This is a genomic window from Pseudomonas sp. CFBP 8771 (genome assembly GCF_014841695.1).
Classification (GTDB): Bacteria; Pseudomonadota; Gammaproteobacteria; order Pseudomonadales; family Pseudomonadaceae; genus Aquipseudomonas; species Aquipseudomonas baltica.
Genome location: NZ_JACYUJ010000006.1, coordinates 446,719 through 461,703, shown reverse-complemented (window position 1 = coordinate 461,703; position 14,985 = coordinate 446,719). Strand labels below are relative to the sequence as shown.

General features: G+C 62.7%; 9 protein-coding genes. 6 read left to right on the top strand and 3 right to left on the bottom strand.

The annotated features are described in order from the left end of the window. On the top strand, window positions 1–530 hold a 530-nt coding region (locus tag IFT80_RS16565; protein WP_192137897.1), incomplete at its 5' end, for an Ig-like domain-containing protein. 57 nt (window positions 531–587) lie between these two features. On the opposite strand, the gene IFT80_RS16560 is transcribed toward IFT80_RS16565, so the two are convergent. Genes IFT80_RS16560 through IFT80_RS16550 form a run of 3 tightly spaced genes read right to left on the bottom strand, consistent with a single transcriptional unit; the run spans window position 588 to window position 5,274 of the window. After that, window positions 588–1,901, bottom strand: a complete 1,314-nt coding sequence (locus tag IFT80_RS16560; protein WP_192137896.1) for a TolC family protein — start codon at window positions 1,899–1,901, stop codon at window positions 588–590. A 2-nt stretch (window positions 1,902–1,903) separates the two neighbouring features. After that, window positions 1,904–3,133 (bottom strand): HlyD family efflux transporter periplasmic adaptor subunit, encoded by a 1,230-nt coding sequence (locus IFT80_RS16555; protein WP_192137895.1) that lies wholly within the window; start codon window positions 3,131–3,133, stop codon window positions 1,904–1,906. Beyond that, window positions 3,130–5,274, bottom strand: coding sequence for a type I secretion system permease/ATPase (locus tag IFT80_RS16550; protein WP_446730998.1), 2,145 nt, complete (start codon window positions 5,272–5,274; stop codon window positions 3,130–3,132). The genes IFT80_RS16555 and IFT80_RS16550 overlap by 4 nt, the downstream gene beginning before the upstream one ends. 287 nt (window positions 5,275–5,561) lie before the next feature. On the opposite strand from IFT80_RS16550, the gene IFT80_RS16545 reads away from it, so the two are divergent. The 5 genes from IFT80_RS16545 (at window position 5,562) to trxC (ending at window position 14,968) form a co-directional block, all read left to right on the top strand. Next, window positions 5,562–7,304 carry a potassium/proton antiporter gene (locus IFT80_RS16545; RefSeq protein ID WP_122479769.1) on the top strand — a complete coding sequence of 581 codons (1,743 nt, stop codon included), beginning with the start codon at window positions 5,562–5,564 and terminating at the stop codon, window positions 7,302–7,304. Between the two features lie 276 nt (window positions 7,305–7,580). Continuing rightward, window positions 7,581–9,254: a M60 family metallopeptidase gene (locus tag IFT80_RS16540; protein WP_192137893.1), complete on the top strand. Its 1,674-nt coding sequence runs from the start codon at window positions 7,581–7,583 to the stop codon at window positions 9,252–9,254. Between the two features lie 254 nt (window positions 9,255–9,508). Next, window positions 9,509–12,889, top strand: coding sequence for a mechanosensitive channel MscK (gene mscK, locus IFT80_RS16535; protein WP_122479771.1), 3,381 nt, complete (start codon window positions 9,509–9,511; stop codon window positions 12,887–12,889). A gap of 26 nt (window positions 12,890–12,915) precedes the next feature. Beyond that, entirely contained in the window at window positions 12,916–14,361 is a 1,446-nt protein-coding gene (gene selO, locus IFT80_RS16530) for a protein adenylyltransferase SelO (protein WP_192137892.1), read from the top strand. A gap of 163 nt (window positions 14,362–14,524) precedes the next feature. Continuing rightward, window positions 14,525–14,968, top strand: a complete 444-nt coding sequence (trxC, locus tag IFT80_RS16525) for a thioredoxin TrxC (RefSeq protein ID WP_185794778.1) — start codon at window positions 14,525–14,527, stop codon at window positions 14,966–14,968. Window positions 14,969–14,985 lie beyond the last annotated feature (17 nt).

The window sequence follows — 14,985 nt, the reverse complement described above, 5'->3', positions numbered from 1 at the left end:
CGTTCGACCTCAACGTCGACGACGGCACCGGCCCGGTGACTCCTTACATCGCGAGCGCTCTGGACGATGTCGGCAACAGCAAAGGCATGCTCCTCAATGGCAGGACCACAGATGACAACCAGCCCCAGCTGATGGGCCAGGCCGGCGCCGGTTCCATCGTGTCGATCTATGATAATGGCGTGCTGATCGGTCAGACCGTGGCCGACAGCTACGGCAACTGGACCTTCACCACCCCGGCCCTGAGCAACGGCGAACACAGCCTGATCGCCAGCGCCGACGGCATCACCAGCGCGCCATTCGACCTCAACGTCGTTGGCACGTGCTCGTCCCACGCCCTGGTCGATCCAACCCAGTCGCTCTTCGACGCCGCTCTGCCTGGCGATGACGAGCCGGACGCCGAGCAGTGGGCCAACCTGCACGCGTCCCTGCAGACGCCAACGGCTTCGACTCCGGCATTCGCCGAGCTGTCGTACGCTGAACCTGCGAACCTGCAGGCAATGATCGGTCTGGACGACATCGTCGCCGCCTGACCCTGAAACACACCGCGCTTGCCCTGCAGGCGCGGTGCTTTTCTATTCAGATGGCCATCAGTCGCCGATCTGCAACCAATCCAACAACGTTCCCGCCCGCCAATACCCTCTCAATACCGCTGCCGACGCCTCGAAACGGCTGGCCACGGCGATCTGCCGATTGCTGAAGTGGTCGGTTTCAGACGCCAGCACATCCAGCAAGGTTCTCCGACCCAGTTGGTACCACTGTTCGAAAAAGGCCTGACGGATCTGCGCCGACTCCTCACTCAAACGCTCATAAAGCTGTGCCCGCTGAACGGCCACCTGTGCTGCCTGATGGGCTTCGCGCAACTGATACTCCAATTGCTGGAGCGCCAGGCGCTGGTCTTCATCGGCCATCTGCGAGCGATGCAAGGACGCCTGCCGGGCCGCTCGGGCCTGCCCGCCATCGAACGCCGCCCAACTCATGGACAGGTGCGTGCTCCAGGGTTTCTCCCGACCCAGATTGTCGCTTTCCAGCGGTTTGCCCACTACCCAACTCAACTGCGGAAGCCTTTGCGCCCAGGCGGCATCTGCTTGAGCGCATGCCGTGCTGGACAACGCCGCGCTGGCTTTCACGGCCGGGTGTGCATCGATATGCTGCAGCCACTCAGCCAAAGGCACCGGCAACAGCGCCGGGTTGCGCAGTACGGCAGATGGCACTCCGGAATCGCCCAGCAGGCTGGCCAGCCCCAGCTCGGCATCGCGCTGCCCCGATCGGGCCGCATCCACTGCGGCCTGGGCCTGCAGCAAACGGGCGCGGGCCTGGGTCAACTCGCTGGCTCTGCCCGGATCGGCACGCACGATCTCGCTCAAGCGCGAAACCAGGTCTGTCATCCTGACTTGATAGTCACTGGCCAGCTCAATGATTGCCTGTTGCTTGCCCAGCTCCACCAATAGCGATACCACGCTCCAAGCCAAATCCAGGCTGACTTGCTCACGGGTTTCACCTGCCGCTTCAAGCAAGTGCCGCTGTCCGCGAATGCTGGCTTGTCGCCCACCGCCGTCATACAACGGCGTCACCATCTCCAGGCGCAAGGCATGCCCCTGGGTAGAAACTGCATCGGCATTGGCGCCCCACGCCTTGCTATTGCTGTTACCGGTTGCACGCAACTGAGGCAAGCGCTGTCCCAGTGCGCCCGAAAGTTCGGCCGAGGATGCCGCTTCAGCAGCCTGGGACCGAGCTCGTTCAGGGCTTCGCGCCAAAGCGCGGGCCACGGCCGGCTGCAACAGGGCACGCCAGGTGTCGTCGGCGCCCTCGGCGTGTGCGGATTGATACTGGCTCAGGGAAACGGTTTGTGCGTAGGCCCCTGGAGTGGCCGCCAACAATAAATAGAGTGCGACAGGTTTCACGATCAACGCTCCCGAAAGGCTTCGCGCGCCTTGAACAGGGGCTTGAGCATGTAATGGAGGATGGTTTTTTCACCGGTACGAATGTCCACGGTGGCAAGCATGCCGGGCGTCACGGGCAGAGTCTGGTTGCCGGCCTGCAATGCAGCCGTGTCGGTCAGGACCAACAGGCGATACCAGCTCTCAGGGTCATTGGCGCCTCGGCTGCCGGGCTCGGCAACGAAGGTATCGGCGCTCAATTGCTGCACCTTGCCGGTCAGACCACCGTAGATGTTGTAGTCATAGGCGCTCAGCTTCACCGTTGCGTGAAGACCGGGGCGCAGGAAAGCGACTTGGCCGGGCAGGACCTTGGCTTCGATCAGCAACTGGTCCTGCAGGGCTGTGATTTCCATGATCACCTCACCGGCGCGCACTACGCCGCCCAGCGTGTTGGCACGCACATTTTTCACCGTGCCATGCAGCGGTGCGCGCAACTCGGTACGAGCCAGGACGTCGGCGCGCGCCTTCAAGGCCGCTTCGGCCTGCGCCAACTCCAGCTCGTGACGCGCCAGTTCGGCCTGGGCTTCGGCGCGATGCCGGTTGCCACGTTCAACGATCTGCGCGTCCAGCTCGCTGGCCTGGCGGCGCATGCGCAGCAGTTCCACCGTCGAAATCAGGCCCTTGCCCGCCAACGGTTCGGTCAACTGGATTTCCTGGTTCGCCAGCGTCAGGTTCGCACGCAATGCCTTCAAGCTTTGCTGCAGATCGCGTTGGCGGGTATCGAATGCGCGGCGCTCATCGGCAGCCAGCTGCGGGGCGCGCTCAGCGATGGACTGCAAGTCCAGGGGCTGCCCATAGGCCTCGGCGCGCAGGCGGGCGACCGCTGCCTGCAGGCCAAGCACCTGGGCCAGCCCTTGCTCGAAATCGGCCGATGCGCGTGCCCGATCCAAGGTCACCAGCAACTGCCCTGGCGCCACCACGTCCCCTTCGGCGACGTGCAAAACCGCTACCAACCCACCCTCGAGGCTTTGCACCAACTGCTCACGACTTTGAGAGATCACCTTGCCCTGGGCCTGGGTGATTTCTTCCACACGCGCGGTGGCCGCCCAGGTCAACGCCACGATCGACACCCCGGCGATCAGATAGATCAGCCATCGCGCGGTCGGCGGCCGTTGGGCGAGCAACGCTGCCTGCAGGTCATTGAGATAGGCAACATCTTCATTGCCAGGCGGCTGCACCGCCGCGTGCCGGCTCATGACTGCACCGGCCGGCCAAGGCTTGCCAGGACTCGGGCCTTTGGGCCGTCGTCGACGATGCGGCCGTGTTCCATGACGATGATGCGGTCCACCAGCTCCAGTGCGGCCGGCCGGTGGGTTACCAACACCAGCGTCTGCCCGCCGTGAGCGTTGCGCAGATGTCGCAGAAAATGCTGCTCGGTCTGGCTGTCCATGGCACTGGTAGGCTCATCCAGAAGCAGTGCCGCAGGCCGCTTGAGCAAACTGCGGGCCAGACAGACCAATTGACGCTGCCCGCCGGACAAGCCCTCACCGCGCTCACCCACGGGCAGGTTGACACCCAACGGGTGCCGGGCGGCGATACGGTCCACGCCGCACAGGGTCATGGCACGGAGTAATTCAGCGCTGCTGGCGTCGGGCCGGGCGATCAACAAGTTGTCGCGCAAGGTGCCCTGGAAAAGCCGCGCATCCTGACCGACATAGCTCACCGCGGCGCGCCAGTCGGCAGGGTCGATCTGGTGGATATCCACGCCTTCGCTGCTCATTCGTCCGTGCAGCGGCTGATACAGTCGAGCCAGCACCCGCAGCAGGGTGGACTTTCCGCTGCCCACGCCGCCAATGATCGCAACGCGCTCGCCGGCGTCGATGTGCAGGTCGATCCCCTGCAGAATGGAGGGCGCTGGCGTCGTCGAAGGCGCCGGATAGGCAAAACCCACCCCTTGCAAGGTGACCTGCCCGCGCAGGACCGGGCTGCTCAGGTAGGGCTGCGCAGAGGCTCTTTCGGTGGGCAGCGCCATGAGCCGGTTCAGCGATGCCAGCGCGGCCCTGGCCTGCTGCAAGCGCGCTGCCAGCCCCATAACCTGCCCCAACGGCGCGGTGGCGCGCCCGGCGAGCATCACGCTGGCGATCAGGGCGCCCATGCTCAAATCACCGGCATCGATCAAGTACACACCGCCCGTGATCAGTGCCACCGTTTGAAATTGCTGGATGAACGCGCTGGCGCCGGTGCTGGCTGCGATGACCTGACGCGATTTCAGCGCCGACGTCGCCGCCTGTGCGCTCAGGTGTTCCCAGCGCCGCTGACGCACGCCTTCGGCGCCCAAGGCCTTGAGCGCTTCCAGCCCGTCGATGGACTCGATCAGCAAGCCCTGTTTCAGGGCGGTTTCCTGAAGATTTTCGCGCAATACCCGTGACAGCGGCCATTGCAGCGCAACACTGATCGCCACGATCAGCAGCACACTGGCCAGAGGCACCCAACCCAGGGCGCCACCGATGGCAAAGATCACACCGATGAACAGCAGGCAGAATGGCAAATCCGACAACACCGTCAGGGTGGCCGAGGTGATGAAATCACGCACGGATTCGAACTCGCGCAACTGGTGGGCGAACGCTCCACTGGAGCCCGGTTTGTGCTCCATGCGCACGGCCAGGGCCTGGCGGAACAACACTGCACCCATGACCAGGTCGGCTTTCTTTCCGGCCTCGTCCAGCACTTGCCCACGCGCCCAGCGCGCAACGGCCTCCAAGGCAATGGCCAGGGTCACGCCCAGGGCCAGCGACCATAGAGTGACATAGGCATTGTTGGGCACCACCCGGTCGTAGACGTTCATGGTGAAGAAAACGCTGGCCAGTGCCAGTACATTGATCAGCACAGCGCCGAAGGCTGCGCTCAGGTAACTGGCCCGGTAGCGCCAGAGCGTCGACAGCAACCAGTGGCCATCGCTTTGCGGGGGCTCGGCGTCGCTGTGCAGTGCTTCAGCTTTGGGGCGGGCGAGAATCGCGAAGCCGCTGTAGAGTTCGAGCAGCTCCTGTGCGCTGATCACCACCGGCTCTGCGCCAAGGGCAGGCATGATCACCTGGTAGCCATGATCGCAAGGGCCGAGCAGGATCATTGCACCGCGCTGTCGGTCCAGTGCAATCAAGGGCATCAGGACACTCGGCAGGCTGCACAGCGATCGCTCGACCAGCCCGGCAGCGAACCCCGCCTGGCTGAATACCTGCAGGGCCTGTTCGGCATCCAGGGGGGACTGCACCGACAATCCAGCAATCAATGCCGCCTCGCTCCGGGTTCGACCGTGGTGAGCGCACAACCAGCGGATGCAGGTCAGCAAACTGTCGCTACCGCTGACAGCTTCAAGGGTAAGGGGTTGGTTTTTATGCACGGGATAAGAAGTGCCTTGCAGCACTCCCCTTGGAAAGGAGAAAGGGTGCTGATTCTTACAAACGCCCTCCTCCACATATGCAAGGCGCATCCGTAAGTCCTGTAGGACTTTTCCTGCCCGTAACACCACAGCATGGCTGCTGGTGCCCGTCTGCAACACCGCCGACGTGTGATGATTCCACGCAAGGCTTTGACAGTTATGCATTTACACAGGTTATTATCCCTTGGCACGCAGCCTGCATAAGCGACTGCCTTTTCACCTCGTTTTCAGAAACCGGAGTACCGCCCTTGGATGCCACCTTCATCAACAGCCTGTTCTTGATCGGCGCGTTGCTGGTAGGTGCGAGCATTCTGGTCAGCTCGCTTTCCTCCCGCCTGGGCATTCCCATTCTGGTGATCATCCTGGCCGTAGGCATGGCCGCCGGGGTGGACGGCGGCGGCATCATCTTCAACAACTACCCCACGGCCTATCTGGTCGGTAACCTGGCGCTGGCGGTAATCCTGCTCGATGGCGGCCTGCGCACGCGGGTATCGAGCTTTCGCGTGGCGTTGTGGCCCGCCCTGTCGCTGGCCACAGTGGGGGTGCTGATCACCACCGCGCTGACTGGCGCCGTCGCCGCCTGGCTGTTCGACCTGAGCATGATCCAGGGGCTGTTGATCGGCGCCATCGTCGGCTCCACCGATGCGGCGGCGGTGTTCTCGCTGCTGGGCGGCAAGGGCCTGAACGAACGGGTGACCGCCACGCTCGAGATCGAATCGGGCAGCAACGACCCCATGGCGGTGTTCCTCACCGTGACCCTGATCGACATGATCGCCAGCGGCCAGACCGGCCTGCATTGGGGCCTGCTGGGGCACCTGCTGCGCGAGTTCGGCATTGGCGGCGTCATTGGCCTGGGCGGCGGCTGGGTCATGCTGCAACTGGTCAACCGCATCAACCTGGCCGCCGGCCTGTATCCGATCCTGGTGGTAGCCGGTGGCCTGCTGGTGTTCGCCCTGACCAACGCGCTGCACGGCAGCGGCTTCCTGGCTGTCTACCTGTGCGGCCTGGTGATGGGCAACAAGCCGATCCGCAGCCGCCATGGCATTCTGCACATGCTCGATGGCATGGCCTGGCTGGCGCAGATCGGCATGTTCCTGGTGCTGGGGCTGCTGGTCACGCCCCACGACCTGCTGCCCATCGCCCTGCCCGCGCTCGCCCTGGCCCTGTGGATGATCCTGGTCGCGCGGCCGCTGTCGGTGATGGTCGGCCTGTTGCCGTTCAAGGCGTTCCATGGCCGCGAAAAAGCCTTCATTTCGTGGGTCGGCCTGCGCGGCGCGGTACCGATCATCCTCGCGGTGTTCCCGCTGATGGCCGGGCTGCCTGATGCGCAGCTGTTCTTCAACCTGGCGTTCTTCATCGTACTGGTGTCGCTACTGGTACAAGGCACCAGCCTGCCGTGGGTAGCCAAGCTGCTCAAGGTCACCGTGCCGCCGGATCCCGCGCCGATCTCGCGTTCGGCCCTCGAGGTGCACATCACCAGCGAGTGGGAGCTGTTCGTGTATCGCCTGGGTGCGGAAAAGTGGTGCATCGGAGCAGCCCTGCGCGAGCTGAAAATGCCCGAAGGCACACGTATTGCCGCACTGTTCCGCGGCCAGCAATTGCTCCACCCATCCGGCAGTACGGTGCTGGAAGTGGACGACCTGCTGTGCGTGATCGGTCACGAGCACAACCTGCCGGCCTTGGGCAAACTGTTCAGCCAGGCACCGCAGCGCGGTCTGGACCTGCGCTTCTTCGGCGACTTCGTCCTCGAAGGCGACGCGCAATTGGGCGCAGTGTCGGCGCTCTACGGCCTCAAGCTCGATGGGCTCGACCCGCAGATGCCGCTCAGCCGCTTCATCATTCAGCGGGTTGGCGGCGCGCCGATCGTTGGCGACCACGTAGAATGGAACGGCACCGTCTGGACGGTCGCGGTCATGGACGGAAACCGGATCATGAAAGTGGGCGTCAGATTCCCCGAAGGAAGTCGTCCAGGGCCTGGGCTCTTCCTTTGAATTCCTGGCGAATGAATTCAAGCCTGCTGATGAATGAACGGTCTGCGTACTCAACAACGCCAATACGACCGTTCATCCTGTAAAAAAACATTCAGTTCCCCAACTTTGTACAGACTTTACCCGCTGAGACGGAATACCTTTTCTACTCAGCAAGTTGCGAACAGTGCGCAACATTGCGACGCCCCTCCCCCTTTGGTTTCTGCCGTTTCCGCTGGCGCGACCATTACATTGACCCTGCTAGCCTGATTATGTCTCAACCTCCGTCAGGCCAAGCCCATGCTCCCGGATACCGTACTTTCTTTTCAAGGCACAGCGGTAAATGCGCGACTTTACAACGGCTCCCAGTCACAAAGTTTCCTATTGACCGGGAACGCTGGTGAAGATCAATTCGTGCAAAACCGCTACACCCGTTACCGCTTGAGTTGCGAAGGCACCCGACTGTGGGCGCAGCCGGAAGAAGACGTTCGCACACAACGCTTCCGAATCAGGCGCTACTCGGATGACACCGTATCGATCCAGTCAGTACTGACAGGGTACGTGCTGACCTTCAATCATCAGACACCGACCATGGAGATCCTGGTGGCCGGCAACTTGAACCAGCGCTTCCGGCTGGTCACCCAGGGCGATGGCTCCATAGGCATCCGAAGGCACCGCTGGGCGACGTTCGAGGCCACCGTGGACCGTTTCGCGGCCGTGTATCGACTGGGTACGCGCTTTCCCCTGATGAACCGGCAACCAACAGGTTTCTACGCCCCCAAGAATAGCGCTTTCAAAGTGATCGTCGTACACACGGACACCCCGCCCATCGCGATGAACCTGTTCATTGGCGCCCCTTACGCCGACACGGACACGCAATACTCCCAGCAACGAACTTATCCCCTTCAACTTGGCACCAATACCATTACCGATCCTGGTGGAGGGGTCATCTACTTCCAACTGGCCAATGAAATAAACGCCGCCAATGTCATCATTCTGGGTGCACAGGAACTTCCCTACTTCGAGCACGGCAATACCTCAACAGCGGTCTATCACGCTATGCTCGATGCGCGGCCAACCCCGTACGTGGAGTTGTACAGTGCCCGGGTCGTTCTGACCGTCGATCGGGCGTCGGCGCAGGCTTACAAGAACAGTGACATACCGCTGCTGATGGCAACTTACGAGCGCATCATTGACGTGCAAGAGACGTTACTGGGTCTGGACAAGGCAGAAGAACTTCATGCACCGGCTCCGCTGAAATATCATCTTGTACTGGGTAACCACGGTGGCGCTGGATCGGCACATGCCACCACCGGGTACACGGCATACAACATGGCGTATGCACAAGGGCTGCTTGAACCCGAGCGCCTCAAGGCGGAGTGGGCAGTGCCTCACGAAATAGGTCATCAGAACCAGATGCGCGCCTACCTGCCCAATGATTTCAGCGAAGTGACCAACAACCTTTCCGCCATGGCGACCCAGCGGGTATTCGGTGTGCGGTCGAATCTGACTCACCCCGGCGCGAACGGCAAGGACACCTGGGACAATGCGCTGGAAAAGCAGGCCGCGTCTGATCTGGACATAACCCAGCTATCTGCGTTCGAGCGTCTTGCAGCCCTGGAGCAACTACGCCTCGGGTTCGGCGACACTGTTTGGCCACGGTTGAACCGGATTGCCCGTGAGCATGGCCCTTGGAGCACAACGCCCTCGCGAGCCCAATCGTTCGATAACTTAGCACTGTTTGGGAGCATGGCCGCTTGGGCTGATCTGCGAGCCTTCGTGCGCGCCTGGGGGATGCCTCTTTCAACGGCAGCCGATCAGCAAATTGCCGAGATGCGCCTGCCTGCGCCGCCTGCAGATCTGCTGACGCTCAGGGAGCCTCGGGCTGGAGTGAGTGCGAGCTCCGGCCCTGAGAAAGAGCCGGAATGTGGCACCGAGCCGCCCGGCGACACGTCTCTGCTCAAAGGTACCTAGACTGGCTCGAAGGGCTCTGGCTCCAGCGATTTGGTCGGGGCCGCAGTCCGGGCCCGCCCAAGACTGTGCGACGGACCGAAGGGGCATGAACCGGACTGTTCACGTGACATAGCCTGGCCTGCGTCAGGCAATGCGGTCATGCACGGGAACCGGATCATGAAAGTGGGCGTCAAATTCTGCGAAAGAAGTGGTCCAGCGCCTGGGCTCTTCCTCTAAACTGCCCATCTCTCTTCGAGCTGTACGACGTCTAACCTATGCGCAATTTTCTTTCCGCAGCCCTGCTGGGGCTGTGCATGGCTGTCGCCGGCGTTCAGGCTGCCGACCCCCTCAACCGTGAAACGGTGCAACAGAACCTCGACAAGATCGCCGAGCGCAAGCTGCCAGAAGCCGACCAGAAGGCGCTGCAGCAGGTGTTCGAGCAGACCCTGGGGCTGCTTGGCAACCAGGCCGACAATGAACGCAAGCTGGCCGAGCTCAAGCAGCAACTGGCCGATGCGCCGAAGCAGACCCTGGAGGCGCAGCGCGAGCTGAGCCGTCTCAAGGGCATGCCGATCATCCCTGTGAGCCAGCGCTATGCCACCTTGAGCGTGCCGCAGCTGGAGCAGATCTTCAGCGAGCGCACCACCGAGCAGGGCGAATTGCAAAAGGCCTTGTCCGATGCCAACAGCCTGATCATCACCGCGCAGACCCGCCCGGAACGCGCGCAGACCGAAATCAGCGCCAGCCAGAACCGTATCCAGCAGATCAGCGGCATTCTCAAGTTGGGCAAGAACGACGGCAAGGCGCTGACCCCCGACACGCGCAACCAGTTGGCGGCCGAACAGGCGTCGATCAATGCCTTGATCAACCTGCGCCGCCAGGAGCTGGCCGGCAACAGTACCCTGCAGGACCTGGGCAATGCCCGTCACGACCTGGTGCTGGAGAAGACCACCCGTTTGGAGCAGGAAATCCAGGACCTGCAGACGCTGATCAACCAGAAGCGCCTGGCGCAGTCCCAGGAAACCGTCACCAAGCAGTCGCTGGAAGCACAGAAAGCCGGCGGCAGCAGCGTGCTGGCCACGGAGAGTGCAACCAACGTCAAGCTGTCCGACTACCTGCTGCGCAGCACCGACCGGCTCAACGAGCTGACCCAGCAGAACCTCAAGACCCGCCAGCAGCTGGACAGCGTGACGCAGAGCGACCAGGCCCTGGACGAGCAGATCAGCGTGCTCAAGGGCAGCCTGTTGTTGTCCAAGATTCTCTACAAACAGAAGCAGGCGTTGCCGCACTTGAAGGTCGATCGCGACCTGGCCGACGAGATCGCCGACATCCGCCTCTATCAGTTCGAAGTCAACCAACAGCGCGAAGCCATCGGCAACCCGGCGGCGTACGTGGACAACCTGATGGTCAATCAGCCACAGGACCAGAACGCGCCGCAATTGCGCAAAAGCCTGCTGGAGTTGGCGGTCACCCGCAGCGACCTGCTCGAACGCCTGAACCGGGAGCTGAGCGCACTGCTCAACGAGTCGATCACCCTGCAGCTCAACCAGAAGCAACTGCTCAGCACCGCGCAGGGCCTGCGTGCCACGCTGGACGAGCAGATGTTCTGGATCCCCAGTAACAAGCCGCTGGATGACGAGTGGTTCAAAGCCGTGCCGCGACGCCTGGAAAACCAGGTCACCACCCTGCCCTGGGCATCGAGCGTAAGCGAACTGACCGATGGCCTGGTGCAGCGGCCGTTGCTGTTCCTGCCCCTGCTGCTGGTGATCGGCCTGCTGCAGTGGAAGCGCAAGTTTCTCTACCAGAAGCTCAATGCGGTCCATCAGGACATCGGCCACTTCAAGCGCGACCGGCAATGGCACACACCGGCGGCGATTCTGATCAACATTCTGCTGGCCATGCCCATGGCCCTGGGCCTGGCCCTGTGCGGCTACGCCCTGCTGATCGATGCTCGCGGGCAGAATGCCGGTCTTGGCGCGGCCATGTTGCAGATCGCCCAAGCCTGGCTGGTGTTCTACACCGCCTATCGCATCCTCGCCCCCGGCGGCGTGGCCGAGCTGCATTTTCGCTGGGAGCGTGCGCAGGTGGCCTTTCTCCAGGGCTGGGTGCGCCGGCTGGGCTTCGTCGTGCTGGCGCTGGTGTCGGTGGTGGCGGTGGCCGAACTGCAACCCTCGGCGCTGGCGGATGACGTACTCGGCATTGCCGTGGTGCTGACCTGCTACGCGTTGATGGCCTGGCTGCTGGGACGCTTGTTGGTCAGCAGCCCGACGCACAAGAGCGCTTCGCTGTTCCGCCGTACCATCGGCCTGTTGTTCACCGCGCTGCCGATCGCGCTGTTCGTGGCTGTGTGTTTTGGCTACTACTACACGGCGCTCAAGCTCACCGACCGGCTGATCGACACCCTGTATCTGCTGATGATCTGGCTGGTCATCGAAGCCGCATTCGTGCGTGGCCTGAGCGTCGCCGCCCGGCGCCTGGCCTACCAACGGGCACTGGCCAAGCGGCAGACGGCGAAGGACAGCGGCGAAGGCGAAGCAGTCGCCGAAGAGCCGACCCTGGACATCGAGCAGGTCAACCAGCAGTCCCTGCGCCTGGTGCGCCTGGCCTTGCTGGCCGGCTTCATCGGCGCGCTGTACTGGGTCTGGAGCGATTTGATCAGCGTGTTCGCCTATCTGGACAACATCACCCTGTACGAGTACACCAGCGGCACCGGCGCGGCCATGAGCATGGTGCCGATCAGCCTCAGCGACTTCATCGGTGCGGCGGTGATCATCGGTATCACCTTCGTGCTGGCCGGCAACCTGCCGGGGCTGCTGGAGGTGCTGGTGCTGTCCAAGCTCAACCTGGCCCAGGGCAGCGCCTACGCCACCACGACGTTGTTGTCGTACGTAATCGCCGGGGTGGGTTTCGTGTCCACGCTGTCGACCCTGGGAGTGAGCTGGGACAAGCTGCAGTGGCTGGTCGCGGCGCTCTCGGTAGGGCTGGGTTTCGGCATGCAGGAGATCTTCGCCAATTTCATTTCCGGCATCATGATTCTGTTCGAGCGCCCGGTGCGCATCGGCGACACCATCACCATCGGCAACCTGTCGGGAACGGTGAGCAAGATCCGCATTCGCGCCACCACCATCACCGACTTCGATCGCAAGGACATCATCGTCCCCAACAAGACCTTCATCACCGGGCAACTGATCAACTGGTCGCTGACCGACACCATCACCCGGGTGACGTTGAAGCTGGGCGTGGACTACGGCTCGGACCTGGACCTGGTGCGCACCCTGCTGCTCAAGGCTGCGCGGGACAACCCGCGGGTGCTCAAGGACCCGGAGCCACTGGTGTATTTCCTCAACTTCGGCGAAAGCACCCTGGACCACGAGTTGCGCATGCACGTGCGTGACCTGGGTGACCGCAACCCGGTCCTGGACGAGATCAACCGCTTCATCAACAAGGAATTCAAGCGTCAGAACATCAACATTTCGTTCCGGCAAATGGAGATCTACCTGAAGAACACCACCGGCCGCGAGTACAAGCTGGTGCCCGCCGAGCCTGGAGAAAGTGCCGGCACCCTGCAGCCGGCGGCGACGCCTGCGCCGGCCGAGCCACCGAGCGCACCCCAGGCCGTGGAAGCACCCAAGCCACCGCCCTCGAAACTTGATTGAGCGCACCGCGCCAACGGAGAACGCACATGAAAGGCCTCGACGAACTGATCTTCGACAACCGCTTCGCCCGCCTGGGCGACGTTTTCTCCACCCACGTGCTGCCCGAGCCGATCGACAACCCACGGCTGGTAGTGGCCAGCGATGCGGCGATGAGCCTGCTGGACCTGGACCCGGCATGCGCCCGAACGCCACTGTTCGCCGAGCTGTTCAGCGGGCACAAACTGTGGAGCGAGACCGAACCACGGGCGATGATCTACTCGGGCCATCAGTTCGGCGGCTACACGCCACAGCTGGGCGATGGCCGCGGGGTGCTGCTGGGCGAGGTGTACAACGAGGCCGGCGAGCACTGGGACCTGCATCTCAAGGGTGCCGGGCAGACGCCCTACTCGCGCATGGGCGATGGCCGGGCGGTGCTGCGTTCCTCGATCCGCGAGTTCCTCGCTTCCGAAGCCTTGCATGCCTTGGGCATTCCCAGCAGTCGCGCACTGTGCGTGATTGCATCGGACACCCCGGTGTGGCGCGAGAAACAGGAACGCGCTGCCATGCTCCTGCGCCTTTCCCCCAGCCATGTGCGTTTCGGGCATTTCGAGTACTTCTACTACACGCGCCAACCCGAACTGCAGAAACAGCTGGTCGACCATGTGCTGGCAGCCCACTTCCCCGGCTGTGCAACCCAGCCCGAACCCTACCTCGACATGTTCCGCGAAGTCGTCGAGCGCAACGCCGAACTGATCGCCCAGTGGCAGGCTTACGGGTTTTGTCATGGGGTGATGAACACCGACAACATGTCGATTCTGGGCATTACCTTCGACTTCGGGCCGTACGCCTTCCTCGACGATTTCGATGCGAATTTCATCTGCAACCACTCCGACCATCAAGGCCGCTACAGCTTCAGCAACCAGGTGCCCGTGGCGCACTGGAACCTCAGTGCCCTGGCTCAGTCGTTGACGCCGCTGATCAGCGTGGAGGCTCTGCAGGAAGCGTTAGCGTTGTTCTTGCCACTGTACGAGGCGGCCTGGCTGGACATCATGCGGCGGCGGCTGGGTTTCACCCTGGCCGAAGAGGGCGACAAGGTGTTGCTCGAACGCCTGCTGGAGCTTATGCAGAACAGCGGTGTGGACTACAACCTGTTCTTCCGCCGCTTGGGTGAGGATGGCTCGCTGGCCGTGCTGCGCGATGATTTCGTCGATATCCAGGGCTTCGATGCCTGGGCAGGCGATTACCAGGCGCGCATGGAGCGCGATGTGGTGGAAGGCCGCACGGAACGCATGAACCAGGTCAACCCGTTGTATATCCTGCGCAATTACCTGGCGCAAAAAGCCATCGATGCGGCCGAAGACGGTGACTATTCGGAGGTGCGCCGCCTGCACCAGGTGCTTTGCAATCCATTCGAAGCGCAGCCGGGCATGGAAGGTTACGCCGAACGGCCACCGGAGTGGGGCAAGCATCTGGAGATCAGTTGTTCGTCGTGAGCAACACTGGCCGCGAACGCTGCACCGCAGTGCATCAGGCAGACCGCATCCTGCCCTTCGCGGCCGATGACCGCTCCTACGGAGTAGGCTGTGGCGCTTGGGTTGATAACCGATCTTTCTGCCTCCAGATACGCACGGGCCATCTTTCAAATCGGAGCCGGACATGAGCGACTCACTGGTAATCCCCTGCCCGCAGTGCAACGGGCTCAATCGCATTCCTGCTTTGCGCCTGACCGACCAGCCCAAATGCGGGCGGTGCAAGGCGGCGGTGTTGCTCGATACACCCTTCGAGCTGACTCAAGGCGACTATGCCAGCCAGATCAAGGGCGATCTGCCGCTGCTGGTGGACGTCTGGGCCGACTGGTGCGGGCCATGCAAATCCTTTGCGCCGGTGTTCGAGCGGGCGGCGGGGCAACTGCAGGGGCGATGCCGACTGGCCAAGCTGGACAGCCAGGCCAACCCGCAGCTGTCCACGCAACTTGGCATCCGCTCGATACCGAGTTTGATCCTGTTCAAGAATGGTCGAGAAGTGGCGCGGCAGAGCGGCGCGATGCCGCTGCCGCAGTTGCTGGCCTGGCTTGCTGCCCAGGGTATCGCCAACCTGTAGCAACCTGATGCACCGCA